At 58.7% G+C, this 26,189-nt stretch carries 24 protein-coding genes and 4 pseudogenes; 10 read left to right on the forward strand and 18 right to left on the reverse strand.

From position 1 onward, the window contains the following. Position 1 precedes the first annotated feature (1 nt). From ACM42_RS27155 to ACM42_RS27185, 7 genes are all read right to left on the reverse strand, one after another. A complete protein-coding gene (locus tag ACM42_RS27155; protein WP_128948333.1) occupies positions 2 to 1,114 on the reverse strand; it encodes an ABC transporter ATP-binding protein in 1,113 nt (370 codons plus the stop codon). Beyond that, positions 1,114 to 1,941, reverse strand: coding sequence for an HAD-IIA family hydrolase (locus tag ACM42_RS27160; protein WP_128948332.1), 828 nt, complete (start codon positions 1,939 to 1,941; stop codon positions 1,114 to 1,116). Before ACM42_RS27160 ends, ACM42_RS27155 begins: the two co-directional genes overlap by 1 nt. Continuing rightward, the gene (locus tag ACM42_RS27165; RefSeq protein ID WP_128948331.1) at positions 1,934 to 2,704 is read right to left on the reverse strand and encodes an SDR family NAD(P)-dependent oxidoreductase; all 771 of its coding nucleotides are present in this window, start codon (positions 2,702 to 2,704) and stop codon (positions 1,934 to 1,936) included. The genes ACM42_RS27160 and ACM42_RS27165 overlap by 8 nt, the downstream gene beginning before the upstream one ends. Next, positions 2,701 to 3,624: a ribokinase gene (locus ACM42_RS27170; RefSeq protein ID WP_245471720.1), complete on the reverse strand. Its 924-nt coding sequence runs from the start codon at positions 3,622 to 3,624 to the stop codon at positions 2,701 to 2,703. The genes ACM42_RS27165 and ACM42_RS27170 overlap by 4 nt, the downstream gene beginning before the upstream one ends. A gap of 14 nt (positions 3,625 to 3,638) precedes the next feature. Then, positions 3,639 to 4,499, reverse strand: coding sequence for a carbohydrate ABC transporter permease (locus ACM42_RS27175; protein WP_128948329.1), 861 nt, complete (start codon positions 4,497 to 4,499; stop codon positions 3,639 to 3,641). Positions 4,500 to 4,511: 12 nt separating this feature from the next. Beyond that, entirely contained in the window at positions 4,512 to 5,474 is a 963-nt protein-coding gene (locus tag ACM42_RS27180) for a carbohydrate ABC transporter permease (RefSeq protein ID WP_128948328.1), read from the reverse strand. Positions 5,475 to 5,541: 67 nt separating this feature from the next. After that, entirely contained in the window at positions 5,542 to 6,927 is a 1,386-nt protein-coding gene (locus ACM42_RS27185; protein WP_128948327.1) for an ABC transporter substrate-binding protein, read from the reverse strand. Positions 6,928 to 7,117: 190 nt separating this feature from the next. Here ACM42_RS27185 and ACM42_RS27190 point away from each other — a divergent pair, with 190 nt between their 5' ends. Continuing rightward, positions 7,118 to 7,444, forward strand: a complete 327-nt coding sequence (locus ACM42_RS27190; RefSeq protein ID WP_128948326.1) for a hypothetical protein — start codon at positions 7,118 to 7,120, stop codon at positions 7,442 to 7,444. 7 nt (positions 7,445 to 7,451) lie between these two features. Here the strand turns inward: ACM42_RS27190 and ACM42_RS27195 are convergent. The 4 genes and pseudogenes from ACM42_RS27195 to ACM42_RS38525 form a co-directional block, all read right to left on the reverse strand. After that, positions 7,452 to 7,595, reverse strand: a pseudogene (locus tag ACM42_RS27195) (IS3 family transposase); the annotation flags it as partial. A gap of 21 nt (positions 7,596 to 7,616) precedes the next feature. Further along, positions 7,617 to 7,775 (reverse strand): transposase domain-containing protein, encoded by a 159-nt coding sequence (locus tag ACM42_RS38520; protein ID WP_333921997.1) that lies wholly within the window; start codon positions 7,773 to 7,775, stop codon positions 7,617 to 7,619. A 22-nt stretch (positions 7,776 to 7,797) separates the two neighbouring features. After that, positions 7,798 to 8,028: an IS66 family transposase gene (locus ACM42_RS38755; RefSeq protein ID WP_442868953.1), complete on the reverse strand. Its 231-nt coding sequence runs from the start codon at positions 8,026 to 8,028 to the stop codon at positions 7,798 to 7,800. Continuing rightward, positions 8,009 to 8,530 carry an IS66 family transposase gene (locus tag ACM42_RS38525; protein WP_333921999.1) on the reverse strand — a complete coding sequence of 174 codons (522 nt, stop codon included), beginning with the start codon at positions 8,528 to 8,530 and terminating at the stop codon, positions 8,009 to 8,011. The genes ACM42_RS38755 and ACM42_RS38525 overlap by 20 nt, the downstream gene beginning before the upstream one ends. A 1-nt stretch (position 8,531) precedes the next feature. Here ACM42_RS38525 and ACM42_RS27205 point away from each other — a divergent pair, with 1 nt between their 5' ends. Together ACM42_RS27205 and ACM42_RS27210 are read left to right on the forward strand one after the other, a co-directional pair. Next, positions 8,532 to 9,332 carry a GH12 family glycosyl hydrolase domain-containing protein gene (locus ACM42_RS27205; protein WP_128948324.1) on the forward strand — a complete coding sequence of 267 codons (801 nt, stop codon included), beginning with the start codon at positions 8,532 to 8,534 and terminating at the stop codon, positions 9,330 to 9,332. 231 nt (positions 9,333 to 9,563) lie between these two features. Beyond that, positions 9,564 to 9,872: a GNAT family N-acetyltransferase gene (locus ACM42_RS27210; protein ID WP_164937368.1), complete on the forward strand. Its 309-nt coding sequence runs from the start codon at positions 9,564 to 9,566 to the stop codon at positions 9,870 to 9,872. A gap of 279 nt (positions 9,873 to 10,151) precedes the next feature. Here the strand turns inward: ACM42_RS27210 and ACM42_RS27215 are convergent, their stop codons facing one another. Continuing rightward, positions 10,152 to 10,520, reverse strand: coding sequence for a hypothetical protein (locus ACM42_RS27215; RefSeq protein WP_128948322.1), 369 nt, complete (start codon positions 10,518 to 10,520; stop codon positions 10,152 to 10,154). A 609-nt stretch (positions 10,521 to 11,129) separates the two neighbouring features. On the opposite strand from ACM42_RS27215, the pseudogene ACM42_RS27220 reads away from it, so the two are divergent. The 5 genes and pseudogenes from ACM42_RS27220 to ACM42_RS27235 all read left to right on the forward strand — a co-directional run. After that, a pseudogene (locus ACM42_RS27220) lies at positions 11,130 to 11,260 on the forward strand (Ku protein); the annotation flags it as partial. Between the two features lie 1,086 nt (positions 11,261 to 12,346). Then, entirely contained in the window at positions 12,347 to 13,630 is a 1,284-nt protein-coding gene (locus ACM42_RS27225; RefSeq protein WP_128948321.1) for a cystathionine gamma-synthase family protein, read from the forward strand. A 226-nt stretch (positions 13,631 to 13,856) separates the two neighbouring features. Beyond that, positions 13,857 to 14,110, forward strand: a pseudogene (locus ACM42_RS27230) (nickel/cobalt efflux protein RcnA); the annotation flags it as partial. Positions 14,111 to 15,342: 1,232 nt separating this feature from the next. Next, positions 15,343 to 15,561 (forward strand): DUF3141 domain-containing protein, encoded by a 219-nt coding sequence (locus ACM42_RS38760; protein ID WP_128948319.1) that lies wholly within the window; start codon positions 15,343 to 15,345, stop codon positions 15,559 to 15,561. Positions 15,562 to 15,616: 55 nt separating this feature from the next. Then, a complete protein-coding gene (locus tag ACM42_RS27235) occupies positions 15,617 to 16,096 on the forward strand; it encodes an acetoacetate decarboxylase family protein (RefSeq protein ID WP_245471719.1) in 480 nt (159 codons plus the stop codon). Positions 16,097 to 16,461: 365 nt separating this feature from the next. Here ACM42_RS27235 and ACM42_RS38765 read toward each other — a convergent pair. From ACM42_RS38765 to ACM42_RS27260, 6 genes and pseudogenes are all read right to left on the reverse strand, one after another. Further along, positions 16,462 to 16,723 (reverse strand): annotated as a pseudogene (locus ACM42_RS38765) (IS30 family transposase); the annotation flags it as partial. 248 nt (positions 16,724 to 16,971) lie between these two features. Beyond that, on the reverse strand, positions 16,972 to 18,702 hold the full coding sequence (locus ACM42_RS27240; protein ID WP_128948318.1) for a dipeptide ABC transporter ATP-binding protein: 1,731 nt from the start codon (positions 18,700 to 18,702) through the stop codon (positions 16,972 to 16,974). Then, positions 18,699 to 19,580: an ABC transporter permease gene (locus tag ACM42_RS27245; RefSeq protein ID WP_128948317.1), complete on the reverse strand. Its 882-nt coding sequence runs from the start codon at positions 19,578 to 19,580 to the stop codon at positions 18,699 to 18,701. Before ACM42_RS27245 ends, ACM42_RS27240 begins: the two co-directional genes overlap by 4 nt. Next, positions 19,577 to 20,539 (reverse strand): ABC transporter permease, encoded by a 963-nt coding sequence (locus ACM42_RS27250; protein WP_271530761.1) that lies wholly within the window; start codon positions 20,537 to 20,539, stop codon positions 19,577 to 19,579. The genes ACM42_RS27245 and ACM42_RS27250 overlap by 4 nt, the downstream gene beginning before the upstream one ends. Then, entirely contained in the window at positions 20,536 to 22,224 is a 1,689-nt protein-coding gene (locus ACM42_RS27255) for an ABC transporter substrate-binding protein (protein WP_128948315.1), read from the reverse strand. Before ACM42_RS27255 ends, ACM42_RS27250 begins: the two co-directional genes overlap by 4 nt. 30 nt (positions 22,225 to 22,254) lie before the next feature. Further along, positions 22,255 to 23,589, reverse strand: coding sequence for an NtaA/DmoA family FMN-dependent monooxygenase (locus ACM42_RS27260; RefSeq protein ID WP_271530762.1), 1,335 nt, complete (start codon positions 23,587 to 23,589; stop codon positions 22,255 to 22,257). Between the two features lie 473 nt (positions 23,590 to 24,062). Between ACM42_RS27260 and ACM42_RS27265 the strand changes: the two genes are divergently transcribed. Both ACM42_RS27265 and ACM42_RS27270 read left to right on the forward strand, forming a co-directional pair. Next, complete coding sequence (locus ACM42_RS27265) at positions 24,063 to 24,383, forward strand: hypothetical protein (RefSeq protein WP_208757077.1); 321 nt, start codon at positions 24,063 to 24,065, stop codon at positions 24,381 to 24,383. Positions 24,384 to 24,442: 59 nt separating this feature from the next. Continuing rightward, complete coding sequence (locus ACM42_RS27270) at positions 24,443 to 25,969, forward strand: hypothetical protein (RefSeq protein WP_128948312.1); 1,527 nt, start codon at positions 24,443 to 24,445, stop codon at positions 25,967 to 25,969. Positions 25,970 to 26,189 lie beyond the last annotated feature (220 nt).

Genomic DNA, 26,189 nt, shown 5'->3' on the forward strand with positions numbered 1-26,189 from the left:
ACTACCTCCAACTCGCCGGTGCGTGCAACCGCCGTACCGCCCTTCCATTGCTCATGAACAAGTGGCAATCGGCTGGAGCGGCGGTGAGGGTGAGCCGGCTAGCGCCTTTGGGCCAACCGGATTGTGGTGCCCTGGCTACTACGGTTTCGTTTCCTGCATTACCGTAGATATACGTGACGCTGCCGAGATGCTCAACGAAATCGACTCCGAGTTCAATCGCGATCTCCTGCTGCCCAGGCGCGGACGAGGAGAAGTCATCCGGACGAATTCCAAGGGTGACCGGCTTGCCAACCAGCATCTGGTCCGGATGAACCGGAACGGAGATCGTCGGACCGGCGTCCAACCGGACGTCCACGCCATGTTCGCGGGCAGCCGCGACCATACCGCCCAGGAAGTTCATCTTCGGCGAGCCTATGAATCCCGCCACAAAGTGCGAAGCGGGGTTGTGATACAGATCGTGCGGGCTGCCGACCTGTTCGATGTTGCCGTCCTTGAGCACGACGATCTTGTCAGCCATGGTCATGGCCTCGACCTGGTCATGCGTCACATAGATCATGGTATTTCCGAGCTGCTTGTGGAGCTTGGCGATCTGAACCCGCATCTGCACGCGTAGTTCGGTGTCCAGGTTCGAGAGCGGCTCATCGAACAGGAACACTTTTGGCTCGCGCATGATGGCGCGCCCGATTGCGACGCGCTGGCGTTGGCCGCCTGAGAGTTGTCGAGGCTTGCGATCCAATAAATGGTCGATCTGCAATAGCGAGCCAGTTTTGGCTATCTTGGTGGCGATCTTGGCTTTCGAGGCTTTGGCCATGCGCAGAGGAAAGGCCAGATTTTCTCTGACCGTCATATGCGGATAGAGAGCGTAGCTTTGAAAGACCATGCCGAGGTTGCGATCGGCCGCATCGATGTCGTTGACGAGCTCATTGTCGATGAGGAGCCGCCCACCGCTGATGGGCTCGAGCCCGCCAATCATGCGCAAAAGCGTTGACTTGCCTGACCCGGATGGACCGACGAAGACGACAAATTCGCCGTGATCAATCGCAAGGTCGATATTGCGCAGGATCTCGATCGTCCCATAGGCCTTCCTGAGGCCTTCCAGGCGAACATCGGCCATTATGCCCTCCTCTGTTGCGGGCGACCCGAGCGCGCGGCACTTACCTCAACGTCGCGCAAGGTCGTTACGGTGAAATCGGGGGCCATTAGGGACGGGTCATGACGCATCGGCACACCAGTTGTAACCAGCACCGTAGCAAGCCCCGCTACTTTTCCGGCTTGAATATCCGTTGGAATCTGGTCTCCAATCATAATCGTCAAAGCGCGGTTCGTACCGAGGCGTGAGAGCGCTGTCTCGATCATCGGCACTTGCGGCTTTCCGACGATCGAAGGCTGCACTTGCGTCGCGGCAGCCACAGCCGCAATCGCAGCTCCTGCCCCAGGCTCGAACCCGCTGGCCGTGGGCAAGAGAAGATCAGGATTGGTTCCGATGAAGACAGCGCCGTTGAGGATCGCCTCAACGGCAATTCGCATCTTCTCGTGAGTAATATCCCTGTCAAGCCCCATCACGACAACTTCGGGGTTTCGCTCAGTGACCTCCAGCCCGACATCGCGCATGGCCGTGACAAGCGACGGAGCTCCGATGACATAGACGCGCGTCAATTGCGGATAATTCGTTCGAATAAGTTCTGCAGCCGTGATAGCGCTTGTCACGACCTGTGACGGCGAGATCACAAGCCCGAATCCTGTCAGCTTGCGGACGACGTCCTCCGGGGTATGCGTGGAATTGTTCGTCACAAAACAGAACGGCACGCCGACTTTCTGCCATCGCGTGAACGCTTCTATCGCATCCGCGATTGCGGTGCTGCCGCGATAGACGACGCCATCCAGGTCGGAGATGATCCCTTCTATTGGCGGCCAGCCGATGTCGCAGCCATTGCTAACCATTCATCAGCATCCCGCCATTCACATGGACAATCTGCCCGGTCATATAGGAGGCTGCGGGGCTAGCCAGGAAAACCGCGAGGCCTGCGATATCCTCCGGCAATCCGACCCGGCCCAGTGGAATCCGGCCACTATGACGCGCTTCGGTCTCCTCTCGCGGACGCCCATGCATGGGCGTATCGATAATCCCGGGTGCAATTGCGTTGACGTTGATCTTGAGCGGAGCACATTCATAAGCGAGCAGCTTTGTCACATCGTGAACGATGGCTTTTGACAAGCAATAGTCGGCACCGCCAGCCTGGTAGTTGAAAACCGCGCCTTGAGATGACAACGAGGACCCGACATTGACGATGCGGCCGCCCTTGGCCTTCATGAAGCGCTCGATCGCTAGCTTGGCACAGCGAAGCACCGCGACGGAATTGATCTGGATGGTTTTTTCAATTCGATCGGCATTGCCGGTCAGAAGCGGCTGAGCCGATTTTATTCCGGCGTTGTTGATCAGGACATCGAGCCTGCCGAAGCGCCTGGCGATCTCATCAAGCACCCTGCCGACATCGTCTTCTCGTGACACATCCATGCTCATCGGCAGGATGCCGTTGCCGTACGGCAGGTGCGTCAGAATGCTACGGAGGTTTTCCACATTTGCGTCGGTTGCCAGGACGTTCGCACCGGCTTGACGGAAAGCATTTGCAATGGCTGAGCCAATGCCTCCACCCGCACCGGTCACGAGCACGGTCCTGTCTGCAACTGAGAACTGTTCGGTCATTCCAACTCCAGGATAGTTTGAGACTTGAGAAACTCGTCGACGGCTTCGCTGCTTGGCATTGCGCTTTGCGCGCCGCGTCGCGTTACACACAGCGCCGCTACGGCAAGGGCCTTCCTGACCGCTTGGCGGATCGGTAGGCGCTGAGCAAGGGAGGCTGCGAAGGCTCCATTGAAGGCATCGCCCGCCGCAGTCGTATCAACGACCTTCACAGGAAATGCCCGGAGGGCAAAAGACGCGCTGGCATCGGCGTAGTAGGCCCCCTGCGCACCAAGCGTAATCAGGGCTGCTCTCGGGCCGAGATCGAGGAGCTTTCCGGCCGCATGAGCGGCGCTGTCGAAGTCGTGCACCTCGACGCCGGTGAGCTCGAAAGCCTCGGCCTGGTTTGGAGTGACGAAATCGACACTTCTCCACGCCTCCGACGACAGGCCGGCCCTCACGGGGGCCGGATTGAAAATGAGCTCGAATCCCTTGACGCTCTTCATTGCAAAGAGGTGATTGAGTGCGCCGACCGGCATGCCCATCTCGGCAACTACAATTGCGTCCCGTTCAATGAATTCGGCGGCCTTTTCGACCATGCTTGGTGTGACATTTGCATTGGCTCCGGGGTCTATGACGATCATGTTGGAGCCGTCGTCACCGACCAGGACGAGAGCTGAACCCGATATCTCCCCTGGGCACACCGCAACTGCATCGAGACAGACACCTGCCTCACGCAGCGCTTGCAGCAACGATCGGCCGGCATCGTCATCGCCAAGTCGGGTGTAGAAGCTCGGCCGAACGCCCAATCGAGCGGCGGCGACCGCCTGATTGGCGCCCTTGCCTCCCGCATTCCGCTTCAAGCCTCCCATCAGGCTTTCACCGGGCGTTGGAAGCCGCTCGACGGTGAAGCAGAGGTCGAGATTGGTCGTTCCAAAGAACATCAATCGTCTCGGGCTCATTTCACGGCCCCGAAGGTAAGACCACGTTCGAGATGACGCTGGCCAAGGATGATCAGGACGACCGGCACAATCATGGTCACCACCAGACCCGCAGCCATGACTGGATAGAACTGAACGCCCGGATTGAGCAGCTTGAGGAGAGCGACGGTGACGGGCGCTTTCGTCGAACTGAGGATCAGGCCGAGAGCGAAGTTGTGCCACGCAAGCAGGAAAATGAGCAATGAAGCGCCTATCAAGCCGGGCTTTAGAAGCGGAAGGACGATGTGCCAGACCACGCGGAATGGTTTTGCACCATCCATGGCGGCGGCCTCCTCAATGTCCTTTGGGATGTCCTCGATATACGAACGGCTGAGCCAAATGATCATCGGCAGCGTGACGACCTGATAGACCCAGATCATACCGAAATAGGTGTCATAAAGGCCGACTGTTTGGAACACACTGAACAGCGGTATGACCACAAGTAGCGCCGGCGCGAAGCGGAAGCCCAGAATGAAGAATGCGATGTCCTCTTTCATAGGGATATCACGCCTCGCCAGGACGTAGCCTGCAGGCACCCCGGCGATCAGCGATACGAGCACCGCACCAAGCGAGATCACAACGCTATTGGTGACCGGCGCCAGGAAATCAACCTTGATGGTGCCGTAGCTGGTTGCCCCGGCCTGGGCTGCATCAAACAAAACGCGGAAGTTTTCGAAAGTCGGCGTGAAGATGAAGCGCGGTGGCCAGGTCATGACCTCGGCCTGCTGCTTCAGCGACATGATCACGATCCAGACCAGCGGAAATGTCAGGATCAGCGTACAGGCAACAACCAGCAGATTGAGGAATAAGCTTGCCGGCGTTGAGCGATTTAAACGCATCTCAAGCCTCCTCTAACTGACACGCTGCCGGACCAAGCGCCACAATTTTACCATGGCCAAGGTCCCGAGAAGTACGATCAACCAGTTGACGACCATGAGCGCGGCACCACGCCCGAAGGCAAGATTTTGAAAGGCTGTGATGTAGGCGCGGACCGAGAGCACGGCGGTACTGTCACCCGGGCCTCCTTGCGTTGTCCCGAAGATGATATCGAACTGATTGAGCGATTCGATCAGCCGAAATACAGCGGCGATCAGGATGTATGGCGCGATGAGCGGAAGCTCGATATGGAGGAAGGTTGCCCAACCCTTCGCACCATTGACCCGCGCGGCTTCTCTGACCTCATGGTCGATGCCCTGCAAGCCGGCGAAGATGATCAGCGCGAAAAATGGCGTGTAAGTCCATATGTCGATGAGAACCAGCGACAACATCGCTGTGCTGGCGTCCGAAATCCATGCCAACCGGCCGATCCCAATAAGCGAGAGCAAGTAGTTCAGGATCCCATTCTGCGGATCCATCATTGTGGTCCACATCAAGGCGACGCTCATTGGCGGCAGAACCAAGGGAAGGAGAATGACGGGTCGCATCAGCCGGGCAAGGAACACCCCACTTGCGAACAATTTGGCAAGCGCAAGCCCGGACAACGCTTCCGCGAGCACGGCGGAGCAGGCATACGCCATTGTCGCCCGCACGCTGTTCCAGAAATCCTGGGACTTGATCGCCACTTCATAGTTGGTGAATCCAATGAAGCGAACCAGGGGACGACCAAACTTGAGATCGGTCAGCGATTGAAAGATCCCATAGAAAAACAGAAAAAGAAATCCAAGCAGGATAATGATCGCGGGCGCAATCGCAGCAAGGCTCCACCAGTCAAGCCCATGCTTTTCGGCGTTTTGCACCTGCTCGTCTTTGGACGATGCCAGTTGGCCTGCCGATGATTGTAACGTCACGGTTGCGTCGGTGCCTCGAAGGTCCATCGCTCACTTCTCAAAAGCTACTCGGGCGTGATGGGGGCGGCAAACCCTTATGCCGCCCCCGATCGCCTTACATGGAAGAGCGGATCTCGGAGGCGAGGCCGGTCAACGTCGCCTTCACGTCCGCGCCATTGACCATTTTCTGCATGGCGACTGCCCAGGCGTTCATGGCCTCGGCAAACCCTACGCGCGGCGTAAAGGCGAGCGCCGCCCTGTCCTGCACGCTTTTGAAGGTATCCACGAAGTTCGTGAATTCCGGTTTAGCCGCATAGTCGAGCCAAACCTTGTCGCTCCAGGTCGAAGCGCGCGGAGAGTTGACGAGCTTCCCGGCGACGGCTCCGTTCAGCTCGACCTGCTTTGACGTCGCCCACTGAATGAACAGCCAGGCCGCTCCCTTTTTCTGGGAGGCAGCATTCATGGCCAGGGACCAGATCCAGATGTTCGATTCGAAATTCTTGCCGTTCGGAGCGCGCAGCGGGGGAGCGAATGCGATCTTGCCCGAAGCGGGCTTGCCGGCAACATCGTTCCAGAATCCGAACATGTTGGAATCGATCGCCATCGCGGTCCGGCCCGAATTGATGCCATCGACCACCTGGTACCAGTTGTCGTTGGCAAAGGACGGAGCAGCGCACTTCTTGATCATCTGCACATAGTCCTTGTGGAAGGCGAGCGACTCGGGCGAATCGAGACCGGTTTCCAACTTGCCGTCCTTGACGACGAAGTCGTGCACACCATAGGACTTGGCAATCGAGATGGCGGCCGTGTGGATACTGCTCCAAAAGCGCACTCCCCGCACGCCCAGGGGTGTGATCGCGGGATCCGCAGATTTCAGCTTTTCGCATGCCGCGGACATCTCCGGCGGAGTTGTGGGGACCTTGATACCGTGTTTATCCAGAATGTCCTTGCGGTAGAACAATTGGATGTTTTCGAAACCGTGCGGGATGGCCCACACCTGACCCCGGCCGGCCTCGATCTGCCCGCCGTTGATCTCCCATGTCAGCGCGTCACGTAGTGCGGGGAAAAAGTCCTTATAATCATAGCTTGCCGAGGTGAGCTTGGGATCGTTCAAATAACGATCGAGCGGCTCGAGCAGTTGACCGGGGGCGAGATCCCAAGCCGGCTGAATCCCCATGCCGACGATGTCCCACGAGGGTGACTTTGTGCTCAGCTGGATGGTCAGCTTATTCCAGTAGGCGTCGTCCGGATAAAGCTCAGGCGTCACCTTGATGCCTGTCAACTTCTCGAAGTCAGGCAGCTGTGCTGCGACCGCGTCAGCATAGGGATGGATGTCATATGCCCACACGATCGAAGCGCCCTCGAACTGGCGCCAGTTGATATCGTCCCCTTTGGCCTGGCCGAAAGATGCGGCCGCCCCAGCCAAGAGAGCTGAGCAAATCAGAGCGGTTTTGAACAAATGAGCCGAATGGCCGCGCAAAGCGGCTTGCGTCCTTGGCATTAATCCCTCCTCCGGGCTCTTTGGCCCGCCAACTCGCGTCCCCCTCCTCTTCCAGGGTCGCGAGTATCGGGAACGCTAACCGTCATTTTCGGCCCATATACGCCCATTCAGATCGAAGTTGGGTAACATTGGGTAAGTCAAGAAGACAACGTCGCACGAGCCGCTTCACGAAGCGGTGGGAGATGATCAAGTGCAGGCGCATGGTCAGGCGCCGCGAAACCAGTCCCGCAACGACTGGTCGATAGCCAAAGACTGGATCACAGAGAACATCACACTTCCGAGCGAAGTGACCAAGAACGGCCGCACGCACGTGATGCCGCTAACGGTTGCCGCAAAGCACTACGCATATGCGATGTGGCGTGAGGACTTTGCACCATACCTAGATCCGGACGAGATGATTTGGGGCTTGCACCGGAGCGCTTTTGATATTCTTTTTGAGCGCTCAGCAAAGCTCGCTCGAACGCAGGAGCGGCGTCTAAACGTATACTTCGAGATGGCCATCCCGGACGGCCATTGAAGTTTTAGATGAAGGCATTCTGCCTCGGCTTGCCGGGCGCGATGTAGTGCCAGGCGACGCGGCTCCGACCGGCCTATGTCACGATGGCGTTGCTGGTAAATTCAGTGCCGTTGTCGCTGACCACCATTTTTGGCTCGCCGCGCTCGATGATCGTAAGCGCTTAGCCGCAACCCTATTGATGCTGGCTTGAGGTTTTGCGGAAGGGCCATGGCATGAGGTCGTCGATTTCGCTTTGGGGATGGTCGGCAATGATCGCCGTGAGCGTTTTGGCGATGTAGGCGACCGGGTTGATGTCGTTGAGCTTACAGGTCGCCACGATGGGTGCGAGCAAGGCCCAGTTTTCGGCTCCGACCTCATGACTGGCGAAGAGCGCGTTTATTTTTGGTCAAGCAGATTGGCGGGATCGCCTTTTCAACCGGATTGGTGTCGAGCTCGAGACGCTCGTCATCGAGGAAGCGCGTCAGCCAGGGCCAATCTGACGAAGCGCCGGCGCAAATGGCTCCAGCAATGTACGAGCACCACGGCCCTTGCGGTCGGACAACTTCGATCAGCCGATCATAACCGTCATAGGCATCGCGTTGCAGGAAGTGTCCGTTGAAGCGTCCAGGAACTGCTCAGCGAAGGCATCCGGGCATATCGGAACGGCACGATCGGCGGATTTGGGCCACTATGGCTGCGGTCGTCGGAGACGATCGCCCAGAAGCAGCCCTTCTTCGTTTGACCACGCCCGCGATCGAGCACCGGCGCCGTGGTTTCAATCCATGAACAAGCGATCCGCCGCTGCCAGATGGCGGCGCATGTGGTCGGCAACGGGCTGGAAATGGAAGCAGCGCGGCCTGACCAATTGCCCGCGTCACTCAGATGGCGCCAGAGTCGCGCCCGATCATGATCCCGGCGGGCTCGCGATGACCATCGGGAAATCCTTCTCGTTGCGCCACGTGCGTGGGTTGGAAAAGTAGCGGCCAGGCGCGTACCGTGCACTCGCGCACTAGTCAGCTTCTCGAAAGCCAACCGTCCTAGAATTCGAAGCCGATCTTTAAGGGCCAACCGAAGAGGCTTTGTTCTCATAGGAGCAAGGGAGAGCATAATGGATTCCAATCGGATAAACGGTGCCGGCTTGCCAGAGTCCCCAACGGGGTACGCCCACTCACAGGAGCATCATGAGCTTTTCAGGCAAGCTGTAAAAGACGTCGGGCGGCCGGTCGCCGCTGTACCGGCAAAGCCCCCGATTTGGAGTTCGAGCGCTCCGTACGGGAACTTTGCACGCGATGGCTACTCCTGGAACAACGACGTGTGGGGCAGTGGTGCCGGGCCTCAGACCATTTCGGTGTATGGAGCGAACCGGTGGAGCGTGTGGTCGAACCAGCCTCGAACTGGTGGCATCAAGAGCTATCCGCATGAGGCCGTCCATATCGGGAAGCCGCTCAGTGCAATCAACACCTTGAGCTCGACCTTCAATCAGGACGTTCCTAAAAGCGGCGCTTGGGACACCGCCTATGATATTTGGGACAGCTCAAACCAGCACGAGATCATGATCTGGACAAACTACACTGGAAACTCGGACGGTAGCGGCAACGTTAAGCCGATTTCTTATCATTATCGGCAGGATCCCTCCGGGGCCGCGATCCCGGTCTACACTAACGTCGAGGTGGGAGGGACGACCTGGAACGTGTTTGAAGGGAACAATGGTCACAACGTCATCTCGCTCGTGCCCACTTCGAAGAGCAATAGCGGGACAGTGGACATCAAAGGCATCCTAGAGTGGATCAAGTCGAAAGGCTACTTCGGCGACATAAACGTCGGTAGCGTCCAATACGGCGTCGAGATCACCTCGTCCCCAGGCGGAATGGACTTCAAGTTCAATAACTGGACCGTGACCTCAAAGTGAAGATCCAGTTCTGTTCGCCTCGGCCGTTCTCGAGGCCACCGGCAGCAAGCGCGTGAGGCCTTGCCGAGGGTGATCGGCTCGCTCTCTCCAGAATCAGATGACAGACGATATCCAGGTACGGCGCATCGACGCCGACGAAGTCGATAGGCGTTTGGAGGGTCTCGCTGACATCCTCATCGACTGCGTCGCCCACGGCGACTCAGTCAGCTTGTATCTCGACGACGTGCGCTGGTGTACTGGCGTAGCATTGCGGACGCGGTCATTTGCAATGAAAGCGTGTTGCTAGCTGCGGAAGATAGCACAGGTCAGATTGTTGGCACAGTCCAGATGGTACCTGCCGCCTTTGCGAACCAGATGCATAGCGCTCAAGTCGTCAAACTCCTGGTTGGAAGAAGTGCACGCCGTCGCGGTATCGGGCGCTGGCTGCTCTCGGCTGTCAGCGAGTTAGCACAAAAAGAGGGAAAGATGTTGTTGACGCTCATCACGACCACAGGTTCTGCTGCCGAGCGTCTTTACGCCAGCGATGGATGGCAGCGGTGATCTCCGTTGAGAAATCTGCGTCTTGCCCCCAACCCACTCCTCCAAGATAGGATGCCGCAATCGTCCCATTCATCTGCGCTGGCGTGACCACTCATCAGGACGTAGCTTTGATAGTCACCGTTGATTGTCAATACCAGACGATGGTCTTTGCCCCGTGATGAGATAAGTCCATTCGCGTAGATCTTAATAAAACCGTCTGATGCGATCGCGGTCGCCGGAAGGATGATCCATCTGGCGGTGAAGTTTTACCAGGAAGACCTGAAGCGCCGGTGGAGGTCGTCATCGGTCATGCTTATCTGATCGCGACCACCGGCCGGCGTATTGCCCAGTTGCAACGTTCCTGCATGGACGTCGCTCGGATCTTATTCCCCGCCGGTTGCGCTCAACGATAGCTATAATCAATTCTTCAGTGGCGATCAGAGCCAGCTCCATTTTTTCCTTAACAATAGTCGACGTATCTCGACCGATACTGTCGAGGTGGTTCAGGGCCATCGCTTTGAAACTATGGGCTAGGCGCTCCTCGGCATCGTCGCGTGCATAGTCTACAATAGTATCCAGGTGGGCGACGATTTCAGCCCGTTGCTCGGTCGGTTTTGGTCCGTCAAGCAACGTTATCGCTCGAATAAAGGACTGCTCAATAGGGATCATATCAGGTTTCCTTTGGACCGTGGTTGGAAGCAGCGATTCCAGTTCGCACCGTTGGTGAAGATTCAGCGGAAAGGCGGGGCGCTCCGAAAAACGGGCAGCGCAGACGTGTTTCGGCGCTCGCCCCGAAAGCACTGTCCCTACCACCAGCCGTCGCCCTCGGAGTTAGGAAGGCTGGCCACCTCGGCCCCCGAGAGACTGAACTCCCAAAGGGTGCTGCCAATTATCGCGGAGAAGGACTGCAAGGCACCTACCAGGATTGGTCGGCGCCGATCTCATGTGGTCCGCGATTAGCCGGCTGGTGTGGTATGGGGTCGTGGCCATGTGTCCACTCGATTCTAAATTGGTAGTTTTCCCCTTGAACGAGAACCTAAGCGTCGTGACCTGCCTTTCCGTTCGCGTGGGCGGCATCGACCGCGGCGCGGATTGCCTCCTTCTGAGTAGCGTATGGGTCGGCTATCGTCGCTCGCATTCATTTTGGCCGCGCCGTGGAATCGTATGTGGTGGCTGACTCACGCAATCTTTGCTGACGCTCTGCAGGCCGGTCGCCGACAGACGGCAGCCTCGCGAGCTGAGGAAGAAGGCCTGGTCCTTCGGTTTGGGAAACACAGTATCACCTTCGACCAGCTCAACCGCCAGACGGGACACCGCATCAAGTACGTGAAGGTCGACGCCGACACCGGCGACGAGGTGCCGAACGAAGAATCGTCAGGGGCTACGAGCTCGAGAAGGGTCAGTACATCTAGGTCTCGAAAGAGGAGCTCGAGGAGATCGCGCTCGAATCGACACGTACCATCCGACGCGCAACTATTACGGTGACGATCCGCTGGGATACGTCATCAGCCTGACAACTTGAAGCGTCGACACCGACAACGATCCGAGATCGAAGATGTTGATCTCTCTCGGAGAGATTTAATCGCGTTAGGTCTTCTCGAACCTCGAGCGGGCCCACGTCCCGTTCGGCAGCCCAATTTTCAACCCTCTGGTCTACGTCATCCTCCGCATGAGCTGAATCTGCCACGTCATAGACTGTGAGCACTCCGTCCCGGTGCGCCCCGGCCTCGTTTTCGCCGAGAGCCAGCGCGCGATGTGTGCGGCGCGGGCAGCCGAACAGTTCAGGCAGCGACAGGGGACGGCCGCGCAGACCAAGGCGGCGGTGGCACGGTCGGACGGCGAGGAGGAAATCAGACGCCTCCACGCGGATACGTCCCTGTCATATGATGATCGTGCCGAAATGGTCGAGCAGCTTCGGGCAGGCGCAACGATCACCGCCTTTCCAACTCCTATGGTCGCCACCTGGCGATAGCTTCTTCGTCAGCTTACCGACAGGTAAGTGCTTCAGAGGTTACAACGTATCGTATGGACTAAGTCTACTCAGTCCTGGCAAGGGAGTATGGAATGGATCCTTTCGAGGCAGGACAGATTCTGCGCGGCGATGGGATCTCTTCGAACGAACAAAAGGGCAGGAGCGGAGATCCTCCCTGATTCGCTCCAGTATCTCGAGCTCAGCGACAATCAATTGACGAGTCTGCCGGAGGGCTTCCCGCTATGCTCCATACTTTCGCCGTTAGGGGCAACCAGCTAACCAGCTTACCTGAAGCGCGCCCGCCCGGGCTCGTGCTCCTCCTCGCTAACCATAACCAGCTAACCAGCCTACCCGAGAACCTACTGACGCATTTGAGCGCTGGTGCCGAGTCAGATGTGTCTGGAAATCCGCTGCCGGAGCAGGTGCTGACGAACCTGCATACAGGGTCGATTTTGTGACCACCGCGGTGTACCACCGATTCGGCCCGCAACGCGCGGCGAGCATCAGAACAGCGAGACAGGCCATGGCAAAACCGTTCCCGTCGAAGACCCATATCGGCAACCATATGCTGCATCCGGAAACCCTGATGCTGACCTATGGCTATGATCCGCAATTGTCGGAAGGCGCCATCAAGCCGCCGGTGTTCCTGACCTCGACCTTCGTGTTCAAGACCGCCGAAGACGGCCAGGATTTCTTCGATTACGTCGCCGGCCGGCGCGAGCCGCCAGAAGGCATGGGGGCGGGCCTCGTCTATTCGCGCTTCAACCACCCCAACAGCGAGATCGTCGAGGACAGGCTTGCGGTCTATGAGCGCACCGAGAGCTGCGCGCTGTTCTCCTCGGGCATGGCGGCCATTGCGACCACGATCCTCGCCTTCGTCCGCCCCGGCGACGTCATCCTGCACTCGCAGCCGCTCTATGGCGGCACCGAAACCCTGCTGACGAACACGCTGGCGCGCCTGTCGATCGGCGCGGTCGGCTTTGCCGACGGCATCGATGAAGCCTCCGTCAGGCAAGCCTCGGAGGAGGCGACGGGCAAGGGGCGGGTTTCGATGATCCTGATCGAGACCCCGGCCAACCCGACCAACGGCCTCGTCGACATCGCGATGATCCGCCGCATCGCCGATTCCGTCGGCAAGGCCCAGGGACACACGCCGATCATCGCCTGCGATAACACGCTGCTCGGCCCGGTGTTTCAGCGGCCGATCGAGCACGGCGCGGACCTGTCGCTGTATTCGCTGACGAAGTATGTCGGCGGCCATTCCGACCTGATCGCGGGCGCCGCGCTCGGTTCGAAGGCGATCATGAAGGGCATCAAGGCGCTGCGCGGCGCCATCGGCACCCAGCTCGATCCGCATTCGTGCTGGATGATCAACCGCTCGCTCGAGACGCTGAGCCTGCGCATGGAAAAGGCCGATGCGAATGCGCGCCTGGTGGCGAGCTATCTGCGCGACCATCCAAAAGTCGCCAAGGTGCACTATCTCGGTCATCACGAGCAGGACTCCGCCCAGGGCCGCGTGTTCGCGCGGCAATGCCTGGGGGCGGGATCGACCTTCTCGTTCGACATCGTCGGCGGCAAGGAAGCGGCGGTGAAATTCCTCAATGCGCTGCAGATCCTCAAGCTGGCGGTGAGCCTTGGCGGCACCGAGTCGCTCGCGAGCCTGCCCGCGACGATGACCCATTCCGGCGTTCCCGCCGACATCCGCCAAAAGATCGGCGTGCTCGATTCCACCATCCGGCTGTCGATCGGCATCGAGAACCCGTCGGATCTGATCGCGGACCTCGCCCAGGCGCTGAATGCGGCTTGAGCGGGGGGATCAAAGCGGATTGGACGCGCGGCATGCCGACATGATCGCCGCGGCAGCCTCGTTACTCTGCGCGCCCGAGAGCTGCCGCACGAGGCAGATGTAATAGCCCTTGCTGGATGCGTTCAGCAGGGAATCGCCGGCAGGCCGTCAATCTCACTCGGCTTCGAGCCATTTGGAGACGGCGCGACCCGTGGGCCAACGAACGAAACCAACTCCCAATTGCCGCCTGATCCCGTGCCCGACCGCGATCACCGTGCTTCTGCTTTGCATCTAGTTGGAGGAGTTCAGCCTCGGCTCAGTTATGGTCCTCCGCTTCCTTGCAATCACGATGGTTTCGGCCGGCGTCGCCGCCCCCCTCAGCCTTCGCCGGATTGAGCGCCATTGGAGCGTCTTCAGCCGCTTCGCGCACCGTGCGCCAACGTTCTCCGCCGCCAGATCGTGCTTGTCGGCCTCTACAGGGGTTGGTCGGGTTGGCACTAACTGATGATCTGACCGGCACCCGCGTCCGTCCTACGCAAGGCGGTTGCTGGAACCTATCGGAGATCGCCTTCGCGGCAGCGTGCAGTTGCAGGTCGAGATCAGGCGCGGCTACTACATTGGCTTACCGAGGAAATGGTTTAAGCGAACGGAAGCCGTATGACGCTGAAGCGGGCCTCGGCAACCGGCAGTTATGCACGAACATCGGCGCAATCAGCGCAACAGCAATGATACGCTCAAACGGCACCGGCAGGATCACCATTCCTGCACGAAGCCGACGACTACGAACAGCGCAATAGCATCGAGCGCTGCTTCTTCGCTGAACACTCTTTCGACGCTTGGCACCCGTTATACAGGCGAATAGGACAGGCGAACCGTCAATTTTAGCCGGCTTCTTCATCGATCTCGCGGCCGCATTGGTCTGCGGTTGCACGCGTTTCCCCGTAGCCGTCCGGATTGTCAAGTGTCTAACAGGGTGTTCTACTGTAAGAACACCGGCTGAGGGATTTCATACTTAAACTGTCTTTTCACTAAATTCCGGTGGCGAGGCCGCGGGACTGCATCGTCTCGCGGCCCCATTGATTTCCGCTGTTGACGTCCGGGCGAGTTCCTCCACCGAATTCCGACTCTTTACTCCCAGAAGGGATGAGCGCTTCGATCGCCCGTTGGCATTATCGGGCCGTCGGCAATTTCTCGCTGGACAGCATTCCGGAAAATGTTGTCGTGGAGTGCACACGGCTGGTGCCAACCTGATCGACAGCAGCGACAGCGATCGTACGAAAACGCGCCCCGCATCGAAGCGAGCGGCAAGACCCGTGACTTGTTGCAGGCGCCCTGTTGCTGCGCGTCCAGCGCATCTGCAACCGCATGTCTACGCTCCTGCCCAATCTCTTGGCAGACGATGAAAGTCCGGCTGAGGCTCTACGTAAGATGCGCGACGATGGAATGCGGGGCGTTGCCAGGACGGGATACCGGCGTGACGCAAGTGAGCGCGCGGATGTTCTCCGCGAGCTTGGCGAAGTCTTCCCCGAACATGAGTCGGCAGGCTGTCCGCCCGTTCTATTCCACGACTACGACACAGACATGGAAGGACCGCAGGTACGTATTAATGCACGTCATTCCGGCTGAAAACGTCACCGTCGGCTACGGCCGTCGCCCTTTTATGATTATCTGTACGCGAGCGGGACCCAGTCCGGGCGTCGGCGGCCACAAAGCCGGCGAGAGGTGGACTTGCATTGCGCGAAGGTCATCCCGTGTACTTGGTGCGCTTCCAGCGTGACACAGAGCAGGACCAGCATCTCTCGTGTGTTACCCACGCGAAAGCGGCCATCGTTCGGAAAGTCATGCGCCGGCATCCGCATGCCCTCTCCCGGCCGTCATCGGCAATCGCCAAAGTGGCTGCGCGGCCCTCCTACTCGCCCGGACAAATCTCGGCTGGCCTGAGGATCCGCTAGCGATGTGAAGGTTGAGTTCACATCATAGAGTAGAACAATCAGGAGGATTGCAGCAATGCACGAAGTCAAAGGCATTCCGTTTGATGCGCCGCTTTACCACGGGGGCGACGAGCAGGGTAGCGCGTTTCTTAACTGCCAAGCCGTAAATGTCATGTTCAGCATCACAAGGGACGCGACTCGTCTACTGCCGGAGGAGCTAGTACCTGCAGCAAACCCGGCGATCGGTATTGTGGGCGTAGCGTGCTATGGCTTAAGCACAGTCGGAGCGTACTTAGAGCACTACTCAGGACTCCAAGTTCGCAATCCTGGCGGGCAGACCGGCTACTACATTCCATGCATCTACGTGACAACGAATGATGCAGCGCTCGCTTCGGGACGGGAGGTCCTTGGTGCTCCAAACAAGCTGGCGCACATCAGACTGACATGGGAAGCTGGTCCGATTCAGGGCACGCTCGAACGTCGGGCTGGCAAGCGTCTGCTAACCATCACTGCTCAACCAAATCAACGCATGAGCTCGGGTGCGCGGCAGATGTAGCCTACGCGGACGAACTTCTATTCGGTTCGCCATCTGCCACTAACAGAGTCCGGAAAGGGAGCCGTAACGCAACTCGTGAAATGGTGCACGGACCGAAGGTTCCGACGAGACGAGCGGGGCGCCGAAGTACTTTTTACTGGCCCGGTTTCCCTAACTTACGACTGCCCCCTCACTCATCGATCCCGTGCACAATTTGGCGGTCGGGGATACCCTGCTCGGCACGTACGAGGAGTATGAGTCTAGACTCCAGGCCATCGATGTCTTGTCGGGAGATCAATTCAGGCAAACAGAATGAGGAGTGAGTTTGCCCCAACTTTATCCAGTTAGAAGTCCCTGGTGACCTTGCCCTAAGCTTTACCTAGGTCTCTGCCGGGGTGCCCTCGTATTTTCTTGTGAAGTGGCAGCAGGCGGTACCAGTAATCGTTCTGGGCCGTCCGACGTTAGATGAGACGATATTGACTCATGGCTGATGATGGCGCGACCATGCTTCAGCACCAGGCGGCCGGCGATCTGCTCCGGCGAATGTCCCGTCGCAAGGCTTTTGCCCACGCATTTGCGCAGGTCTGACCGGCGCGCCAGCTTGAAGCGACAACCCCATCGCCTCCGTCGCTCGGCCGAAGCTTGTGAGCTCCGTTGCGGCTAGTCTAGACCCACCTGCGCCGGTGTGGTGATCGGCCATCGCATCTTGTGGACTTCGGTCTGGCAGTGAATCCCCTTAAAGGACGGAATTTGCATCGTCCGAATAGGCAGACGGGCTTCCGCTGGCGCGGATGCATGCATGGGAGAGCCACGGCCCGATCTAGCTGCCTTGCACAGCGCCTTGTCGTGCGCTCAGCCTCGCGCTGAGCCGACGGGGAGTGGCTGGCCTTGAGACTTTAAGCCGCCTGGAAGCGCAATTGTGGAACGGCCGCAACCAGCTTCCTCGTATAGGGTTGCCGAGGCCGTAAAAATACGTCGTCTGCTGCGCCGGCTTCGACGGCCACGCCGTGATTCATGACAAGAACACGGTCGCTCAGGTGGTGCACGACGCCGAGATCATGCGAGATGAATAGATAGCTGACGCGCAAGTGAGACTTGAGATCGCCAAGCAGATCGAGAATTTGCGCCTGGATGGATACATCAAGTGCCGCGACCGGCTCGTCACACACGATGATCTTGGGGCGCGGAGCAATCGCGCGGGCGATCGCAACCCGTTGGCGTTGACCTCCCGACAGCTCGAGTGGGCGCCTGTTCCTGAAGCTTGATGAAAGCCCCACAAGATCGAGCAACTCACTGACCTCGGATCGTCGACTGGCTCTGTCGAGGGGATCTCCGCGGCGCCTTGCCAAGGCATCATCAATGACGCGCTCGATGCTCCAGCGCGGATCGAATGAACTTAGTGGGTCCTGGTAGATGACCGAGATATCCGATCGCCGCTGGCGGCGCTCTTTCTCAGTCGCTGCAGTCCACAGCGCACCTTCGAGCGTCACCTCTCCCAGGTCCGGCCTTTCGAGCGCGAGCGCCATGCGTGCCACGGTCGTCTTCCCGGACCCTGACTCGCCGACGATACCAAGCGTCTCTCCATGGCCGAGGCGAAACGAGACATCATTGACAACGGTACGCAGCTTGCCGTCCGGTCCACGAAAGCGCTTGACGAGCCCTTCCGCTTCAAGCAGCGGCCTACTACGCTGTGCGATATCCGATTGGGCCAGCGCTTTGGTCACGTCGCGCTCAGCCGAGATGAAGCGCGGCGCCTTATAGGACGAAAGACGGCTGCCGCGTGACTGGACGGATGGGATCGCCTTAAGAAGGCTTCTGGTATAATCGTGTCTTGGATTGCCAAAAATCTGTTCTGATGAGCCATGCTCGACGATTTCACCGTGTCGCATCACGATGACTTCGTCGGCCATCTGCGATACCACGGCAAGATTGTGGCTGATGAGGATCACGGCCTTCCCGCGTTCGCGGGTTTCGCTGAGCAGATCCAAGATTTGCGCCTGGATCGTAACGTCCAGCGCCGTCGTGGGCTCATCTGCGATCAAGAGAGCTGGATCGAGAGCGATCGCCGTCGCAATCAAGGCTCGTTGTCGTTGTCCGCCTGACAGCTCATGTGGAAGCTGCCGCGCCTTGACCGCCGGCTCGGGCACGCCGACGAGCTTCAGAAGCTCAAGCACCCGTTCTGTCAACTCTGCGCCTGTCCTGATTGCGCGGTGAACAGTCAGCGCTTCACCGATCTCCTTGCCAACCGGTCTTAGCGGATCGAGCGACACCAGTGCGTCCTGTAACACGAAGCCGATACCCTTGCCGCGCAGGGCTCTCCATTCCGTGTCACCCAGGTGATCGATACTCTTCCCTTGAAAAGTCAGGCGGTCAGCTTGGACATGAGAACGCGCGCCGGTAAGACCAACCAACGTCCGGGCCGTAACGCTCTTGCCTGATCCTGATTCACCAACGATCGCGACGCACCGGCCTTTCTCAACCGTGAAAGAGACACTCTTTACCACATCTCGCCGCGAATGCGCCGGCCCGAAGGAAACGTTGAGGTTTTGTACCCCGAGCAACGGGACGCTAGCCGCGGGCGGTGTGGCATTTTGCCGGAAGGAGGCTGCGGGATAGGTCACGTTCATGGAAGCTCAATCCTTCCTTCCAGGCGTTGCTGCACGTACTGGCCGACAACAGTAACTGAGAGTGCTAAGGCAGCGATGGCAATACCGGGCATGACCTCGAGCCACCACGCATAGATCACGTAGTTACGCCCGGCATTGAGCAGCGCGCCCCATTCCGATGACGGGGGCGCAACTCCCAAGCCTAGAAAGGAAAGGCCGGATGCCCAAATGATGGCTTGCCCGACACCGAGCGTGAACATTGTCGCAAGTGGGCTGATTGCGTTGGGGAGAATATGCTTGAACAGGATGCGTCTCGGCGAGTGTCCTAGCGCCCTTGCCGCCTCAACATAACTGGTCGCTTTAACGCTCAGAACCTGCACCCTCACCATCCGCGCATATCCGGGCGATGTTCCAAGGCCGACGGCGATAACCAGCGTCGGGACCGAGGTGCCCAACAACGAAACGAAGAGAAGCGCAAGAAACAGAGTGGGGAGAGCGAACAAGGCGTCGAACAGCCGGCTGAGCACATTGTCGATCCAGCCGCCAGACAGGCCCGCCGTCACGCCGAGTATAAGCGCGAGGGCAAGGCTGAGCGCAGTCGCACCCAGCCCAATCGAGAGAGAATGACCTGTCCCTGCCACGATGCGGGAATAGAGATCCCGTCCGGACTGGTCCGTCCCCAGCCAATGCGTCAAGGAAGGGGCCTTCAGAGGTGACGTCAGGCTCAGCATTAAAGGATCATGCGTCTGAAGCAGTTTCGGCTCAATCGCCGCGATGAGGAAGAACGCCATAAAAAAAGCCGCGACATAGACCCGAACTGGAAATCTACGGGCGCCCGTCAGCACTCTTGCAGTTATGAACGCCTTAGCATGTCCGGCGGAGCTAGTGGCGAAACTCATGCCTCTTTCATCCGGGGATCGATGAGCTGCACCGTGAGATCCACGAACAAGCTGGTAGCGACAAACAGCGCAGCCGAAACCAGAATCACCCCTGACACGACCGGGACATCGCGTGTGGAGGTTGCTGCGACGAGAACGCCGCCCAGCCCCTGACGGCCAAAGACCGCTTCGATCAATACCGCGCCGGACAGCAGCTTGCCTATAATCCAGCCGGAAAGGGTGATCCCGGGCAAGGCAGCATGGCGCAGAGCGTGACGTAGACGGATACCGAGATCCCCTGTGCCGCGCATTCTCGATGAGGTGATGAAAGGTTGATCAAGAACCCGCGTGAATTCACTCAAAACCGCTTGACCAAGGAAGCCATAGATTTCCAAGGCCAGGGCGATCGTCGGCAGAACGAGGCCCATGAGGGTGTTGCCGCCTACGACAGGAAACAAGCGAAGCTGGATCGCGAAAACGACCAACAGGATTGTCGCCAGCCAATAAGGCGGAAGGGTTGCCAAGAAGACCTGAAGCCCGCCCAGCGCCTTGGACCATATGTTGTCACGCCCAGCGAAAAGAACCGTGGTTGTGATGGTGATGATCCAGGCCGTCAACACGGCGGCAAAGGCGAGCGCAATCGTCGGTCCGATCTGGCGCCCAATCAGGTCCGTGACAGGTTGATATTGAACGTAAGACTGCCCAAGGTCTCCGTGCATCACGTCCCTTATATACCTTCCATATTGCACGATGACGGGTTGATCGAAGCCATATTTGGCGTTGATGGCGAGCAGTTGGTCCCGAGGAATCTCTCCCACGTTTCCGCTATTTGCATTGAAGATGATCTGGGCGCGTTCCCCGGGCATCAGAAACTGCACAAAGAAGGTGAATGTCGCCGCGGCCCAGACCACGATCACGCCGGACAAGAGCCGGCGCGCCAGCCAAAGGCTTTGATGGCCTATCATCTTCGCCGCATTCATTTCTTATCGGTGAAATATGCGTCCGAGAAAACGGGCTCGCCCACCGACCCGCTGTCGAGCCAGATGTCCTTCACATTATCGGCTAAAGCGAGGGTGACATCCAAAACCGTGTAACTCAGGGACGGCGCGTTCTCGACGATCCGGCGCTCCGCCTGCTGATAAACCGCGGTGCGTTGCTCCTTGTCAGCGGTCTGTTCGGCCTTCTGGATGATGTCCCACAGGGGCAGATCCTGATAGCGGGAGGGATTGAAAGGATTGCGGACACCATTCAGGTCGGGCTTGTACGAGATGCGATAGATCTCGGCGCCGGGCGCAACCCAATATAGGGGCACGATCTCATAGTCATTTGGACCAAGATTCTTTCCGGCCCAGAAATCAGCCTGGTTGGTGGGCTGGAGGCGCACGTCGAAGCCTGCAGCCTTCGCTTGCTGCTGGATGATCTGCAGGACCTGATCGCCATCGGGAGGCGAAAAGGCGTTGGTGTAGGTGATGCGTATGATCAGCGCTTTGCCGTTCTTGCTGCGAATGCCGTTTGCATCGCGCACCGTCCACCCGGCCTCATCGAGCAGCTTGTTCGCCTTCTCAACGTCATAAGAATAGGATTTTGAGAGCTCGCCGACATATTCAGGCGAGCTTTGGCTCAAAGCGAAATTGCCCTCATAGGGCAGCGAGCCAAGGAACGCCGCTTGCACGGCAGCACGCCGGTCGGAGGCATAAGCAAAAGCCTGCCGGACACGCACGTCGTCGAACGGCGGTCTCTCGGAGAACAACGCAAGCCGAAGCGGCGTTCCGCCCGTGAGGTGACGCACGATCTTGAAGCGGGAATTGGCGTCTTGCCAGTTGACGGCCGGGATATGATAGACAACGTCGGATTCGCGGGACAGAAGCGAGCCGTAGCGTATCGTGGGGTCAGCGAGAAAACGCCACTCGATTCCTTCGACATAGGCTGGGCCTTGATGCTTGGCAGTGGCCGGGGCCGAATTGTAGTTTGGGTTTCGACGGAATATGACGTTCTTGCCGCGGTTCCATTTCTCCACGATGAACGGTCCCGAACCGACAGGGCTTTCGCAGTTCACGGCCTTGCCACGCTTCAGCCCCGTCGGCGATAGGATACCTTGCGAGGACTGCGCAAAGACATTCAGCAGCGGCTCGAATGGCGTCTTCAAGGTGATCTTGAGCGTCAGCGGGCCAGCCGCCGCCGCGGACTCGAAGACGCCCTTGAGATAAGGGCCGGCTGTGGGGTTCTCCAGCTCCGGATTGTCGCTCAGCCATCCATTGATGTTATCGACGACCGCCTGGGCGTCCAGAGGCGTCCCGTCCGTGAATTTGACGTCGGGCTTGATCTGGAAAATGTAGGTTTTGCGGTCATCCGAAACGCTCCAGGCGGTCGCAAGCCAAGGCAGGATTCTTCCGTCTTCAGCCCTGGCGACCAGATTGTCGCTGAATTGACGCTGCAGGTACCATTGCTGCACCCAGCCACCATAGAGGCACGGCGGCTCCTGGAAGTGACCGTACCGGATGATCCCGCCCGATTGCGGCTTGCCAGCAGAAGCATCTTCCGCCTTCACGGCATCCGCTATGGTAAGGCCAGACATCGCGATGGCGATGATTGCGGCGTGAGACTTCAGACGACGATTCATACTTTTGAGAAGAAACGCCGAACGAACGGCAGCCGGCTTAGACATGATAAGCTCCGAATATGAAGGGAGAAGAACTCAGGCGGCGGAGACCTGTTCGGCGCGCTCGCCCGGCAGAGGAATGCCAAGATGCTCGCGCAGCGTTTCGCCGCTATAGTCCGAACGGAACAAGCCGCGCCGCTGCAGAACGGGAACAACATGGTCGACGAACGCAGGCGTGCCGTCGGACAGAACATCCGGTATGACGTTGAACCCGTCCACTGCGCCAGCCCGGAACCACTCTTCGAAGGAAGCGGCAATCTGCTCCGGCGATCCAACCAGCACCCGGTGACCGTAAGCAGGCGCCTCGACGATGATCTCGCGGACCGTTTTGCCGGAGCGCACGAGCGCTTCCACAGTGCGATACTGGCCGATGGAAAAAGCCGCGTCCGCATGTCGCGGCAGTAAGTTGGGGTCGATTGGTTCGTCGATCTTCAGCCTTTCGGCAGGAATACCGAAACGACCGGACAGCACATCAAGGGCAACGTCAAAGTTGATAAGCTCGTCAAGCCCTGCCTTGCGCTTGATTGCTTCCTCTTCCGTTCCGGCAATGAAAGTGACGATGCCCGGCAGCACAAGGGGCGCCCGTCGTCCATGTTGAGAAGCAAACGACCTGAGGCGATCGGCCTCGCGCAAGGCGATTTCCAGATTGCCTGTCGACGAGAACACGGCGTCGGCGCTTCGGGCAGCGAACTGAAGCCCCTGATCCGATCCGCCTGCCTGGAAGATAACCGGCTGTCCCTGTCTTGAGCCCGGATGTGTCAGTGGCCCGCTGATGTCGAAGAACTCGCCGGCATGTCTTACCCTCTGCAGCCGGCTCGGATCACCGAAACGCCCCGAGGCCTGGTCCAGAATAAGAGCGCCTTCTCCCCAGCTCTGCCAAAGGGTTCGCACGGCCTCCACGAATTCTTCAGCGCGGCGATAACGGTCATCACGTGATTGCTCCTGGCCGCCGAAGCTCCTGGCCGTATAGACATTGGATGTCGTAACTGCATTCCAGGCCGCACGGCCGCCACTGACAACGTCAAGCGACTGAAATCGGCGCGCGAGGTTATAGGGCTCGTTGTAGGTGGTGGATGCCGAGCCGATTAACCCGACAAATTTTGTTTCTCGTGCGATGCTGGCAAGCGTAATCGTCGGCTCGATGCCATTGAGCGGCGGGCTTTTGTCGATTGCTGGATTGAGCGCTGGCGTATCGGCGAGGAAAACCGCGTCGAGCTTTCCACGCTCGGCGAGCTTTGCGGCTCGTACGTAATGTTCAACGTCGTAGAATGCCCCAGGAGGATTTCCGGGCCACCGCCACGCCGCTGCATGTCCCCCAGCGCCGTGCAGGTTCAAACCAAGGTGAAGCTCACGTTCAAGCGCTGACGTCATCACGCGGCACATGTGATTCGAGTGGAGGTGCACCGGAAGCTCAAAAACGTCATCCCGCTCCTCTCAATTTTCGGTAGCCATGAACCCGTCATGGCACTTCAACATTGTTGAGTAGCCGACCAGCGTCAACCATGCAGACGAAATAAGAATGCCTGTTTCAATTCGTGCCGCCCGATAATTGATTTTTGTTGGGAATGCATCACCGCACGGAACGATAAACTCCGCGACTGAGAAGCCCCATCTATCCGGTTTGCAATCGCATCGGCGGTCTTTGGGCTCCTCCCATGAATGTTCTCCCTCAGCACGGTGCGTGAAGACGCGACGCGAGAGGACCCTTGCATCCTATTTTGCACGCGAAATTAGCCGAATTCGCTACGATTAGGAGGGCACGCTTTTCATGTTCGTTCTTGTCTGCTTCCATGTTGTATCGAAATCGTTCAACGGAGAAAAAAGTGACGCGGCGTTGCGGACTTATGCAGCTGCGCTCGCCAAATAGCGCACAGACCATGGAGCCGCCCTATTCTTCAATTGAAGTCGCAAAAGCGATGGGCATTTCGCTGGACACTTTCTATCGCACGCGTCAGATCCGACACGAGCGCGACGGCTTGCCAGCGCCGATCAGCGCGCGGGGGCCGCTCAAATGGGAGCGCACGGGCTTCGACGCCTGGCTGACCCGACATCACCCCATGCGTCCAAAGACGATCGCCAATGACACATTCGTGCCACCACCAGCAGCAACCGATGCAGAACATCGCGAGCGGCTGAGAACGGCCTATGGCAATCATCGCGCTTGACATCGTAGATCGCCCCAGAGTCCAATAGGTGCTTTCTTACTTCGGCACCAAGGTTTGCTATGGCGGATCCGAAATTTCCGTACGTGAAGTGGCGTGACGGTCGCCCGCGTTCATCGCATGGCGCTTACGCCAGAGCACTTGGCTTCCTCGATTCCGACTTGCGCCATCCGCCCCACGATGAAAAAGGCCATCCGGTCGGTGCATGGTTCAATCTCCAGGAGGCCTCTGACTTTTCAGATAGACGAAGATCGGAAATCGATGCGGCGCGGCGCGCCGGCAAACTGCCCAAAAAGATAACTGTAAGGAAGCGTACCACAATTGGAGATCTTCTAGACGACTGGAGCAAATCGGCTGAGTTCAAGGCATTGTCGGCCGCCTCGCAATCATCCTACCGGAAGTGCATCTCCGCCATCCTGTATCGACCGCAGACGCGCGAGGCTGCTGCACGGATGCGTGCGGAGATCCGAGCCGCCCGACTGCTCGGCCTGGCGGAGCCCGCGCGAGAGCTCGAGGCGATCGCGACCGCGACGCCATCTTCGATTGGCAAGCCGGAGTTCCGCGCGTTCTATAACTATGCGAAATCAGTGCGCGGGCATCACATGGCGCTGTCGATGATCGCGACGCTGTCTGCCGCGTTCACTTGGGGTCAGGAAAGCATCCTGTGGCGCCTCGGACCAAACCCGCGAGAGGGCATGGAGTTCGATCATCCGGACGGCCGGATCGTGCTGGTAGCGATGCGAGAATTTTCGGCATGGGTGGCTGCAGCCGATGCAATCGAACGGCCTTCGATTGGTGACAGCTTCTATCTTGCCCTGTTCACCGGGCAGCGCCAGACCGATCGTCTGATCATGCGTGACGAGGGTGACGTCGAGGGACGGCACGCGTTCCGGCAAAGCAAGACTGGCGAACTCGTCGACATCAAGGAGGCGCCACAACTTAGCGCAAGGCTAAGCGCTTCGCGCGCCAGGATAAAGGCGCTCAAGCTGCGGCTTCAGCTTGAGACAGTACCGCTCGAACTTGTCATCAACGAGGACAATGGCGAGCCATATGACGAGAGCACCTATCGCCATTGGGTATCAACCGCGCGGGCCGTCGCCGTCTTCGGCTTTCTCGCAAGTCATACCGCGCGTCAGGCGGTCGTCCGCGCTGAGCGGCTGACCTCCGAACTGATCAATACCGTCGACACACTGTTCGCGCCTTTCTCACTCGATTCAGAAAACAAAGCGAAACGGGCCCGCGCGGTCGATCAGCGCGCGGGTGCATTGGCGCGATGGCTGGATGCGCAGGCAACGCGCGACAGCAATGGGGAGACGGCGGCGTGGCGCCTGAAGCCCTGCCCGTCGCTAATGTTTGTCAATGTGGCCGGCGAACTCGACCAGAAACACGACCAGGACCTGCGCGATACTTGTGTGATGCTGCTTGATCGCGCCGGCTGCGACCTGCTGACCATCTGCGACATTACCGGGCACTCGTATCGAAGCGCGCAAACCATCGTGAAGCATTACCGCGCCCGAAATGCCGATCGCGCCGACGCCGGCATCGACCGGCTCGAATTGCAGGTACGCAAGGAAGGGATGAAGGGCTGACTGCGGGACCGGCCGAACCTCGTTCGGCGACAGCCCGTGTGCTCTGTTTATGTCGGTGATACCCTCGCCGGTTGCAACCGTCTCCTACAAAGTGCCACAAAGAACATTCAGAGAACGATACAGACTCGTCGCACGGCGTGCGACGTGCGACCACAAAAAGCGTCGCACGGCCACATTTTGTTCTATCCGCAAAAATGAAAAAAGCCCTTGTGGGCCAATC

The organism is Bradyrhizobium sp. CCBAU 25338, assembly GCF_028128965.1.
Taxonomy (GTDB): Bacteria; Pseudomonadota; Alphaproteobacteria; order Rhizobiales; family Xanthobacteraceae; genus Bradyrhizobium; species Bradyrhizobium liaoningense.

Excerpts from the sequence above, each read along its gene's own strand:
- ACM42_RS27245 (WP_128948317.1), bottom strand. The coding sequence starts at position 19,580 with ATGAGTTTCGCCACTAGCTCCGCCGGACATGCTAAGGCGTTCATAACT.
- ACM42_RS27235 (WP_245471719.1), top strand. The coding sequence starts at position 15,617 with ATGCACGAAGTCAAAGGCATTCCGTTTGATGCGCCGCTTTACCACGGG.
- ACM42_RS27155 (WP_128948333.1), bottom strand. The coding sequence starts at position 1,114 with ATGGCCGATGTTCGCCTGGAAGGCCTCAGGAAGGCCTATGGGACGATC.
- ACM42_RS27165 (WP_128948331.1), bottom strand. The coding sequence starts at position 2,704 with ATGACCGAACAGTTCTCAGTTGCAGACAGGACCGTGCTCGTGACCGGT.
- ACM42_RS27175 (WP_128948329.1), bottom strand. The coding sequence starts at position 4,499 with ATGCGTTTAAATCGCTCAACGCCGGCAAGCTTATTCCTCAATCTGCTG.
- ACM42_RS27270 (WP_128948312.1), top strand. The coding sequence starts at position 24,443 with ATGGCGGATCCGAAATTTCCGTACGTGAAGTGGCGTGACGGTCGCCCG.
- ACM42_RS27255 (WP_128948315.1), bottom strand. The coding sequence starts at position 22,224 with ATGTCTAAGCCGGCTGCCGTTCGTTCGGCGTTTCTTCTCAAAAGTATG.
- ACM42_RS27215 (WP_128948322.1), bottom strand. The coding sequence starts at position 10,520 with ATGATCCCTATTGAGCAGTCCTTTATTCGAGCGATAACGTTGCTTGAC.
- ACM42_RS27250 (WP_271530761.1), bottom strand. The coding sequence starts at position 20,539 with ATGAATGCGGCGAAGATGATAGGCCATCAAAGCCTTTGGCTGGCGCGC.
- ACM42_RS27225 (WP_128948321.1), top strand. The coding sequence starts at position 12,347 with ATGGCAAAACCGTTCCCGTCGAAGACCCATATCGGCAACCATATGCTG.
- ACM42_RS38525 (WP_333921999.1), bottom strand. The coding sequence starts at position 8,530 with ATGCTCTCCCTTGCTCCTATGAGAACAAAGCCTCTTCGGTTGGCCCTT.
- ACM42_RS27205 (WP_128948324.1), top strand. The coding sequence starts at position 8,532 with ATGGATTCCAATCGGATAAACGGTGCCGGCTTGCCAGAGTCCCCAACG.
- ACM42_RS27265 (WP_208757077.1), top strand. The coding sequence starts at position 24,063 with ATGCAGCTGCGCTCGCCAAATAGCGCACAGACCATGGAGCCGCCCTAT.
- ACM42_RS27170 (WP_245471720.1), bottom strand. The coding sequence starts at position 3,624 with ATGTTCTTTGGAACGACCAATCTCGACCTCTGCTTCACCGTCGAGCGG.
- ACM42_RS27240 (WP_128948318.1), bottom strand. The coding sequence starts at position 18,702 with ATGAACGTGACCTATCCCGCAGCCTCCTTCCGGCAAAATGCCACACCG.
- ACM42_RS27185 (WP_128948327.1), bottom strand. The coding sequence starts at position 6,927 with ATGCCAAGGACGCAAGCCGCTTTGCGCGGCCATTCGGCTCATTTGTTC.
- ACM42_RS27260 (WP_271530762.1), bottom strand. The coding sequence starts at position 23,589 with ATGACGTCAGCGCTTGAACGTGAGCTTCACCTTGGTTTGAACCTGCAC.
- ACM42_RS27180 (WP_128948328.1), bottom strand. The coding sequence starts at position 5,474 with ATGGACCTTCGAGGCACCGACGCAACCGTGACGTTACAATCATCGGCA.
- ACM42_RS27160 (WP_128948332.1), bottom strand. The coding sequence starts at position 1,941 with ATGGTTAGCAATGGCTGCGACATCGGCTGGCCGCCAATAGAAGGGATC.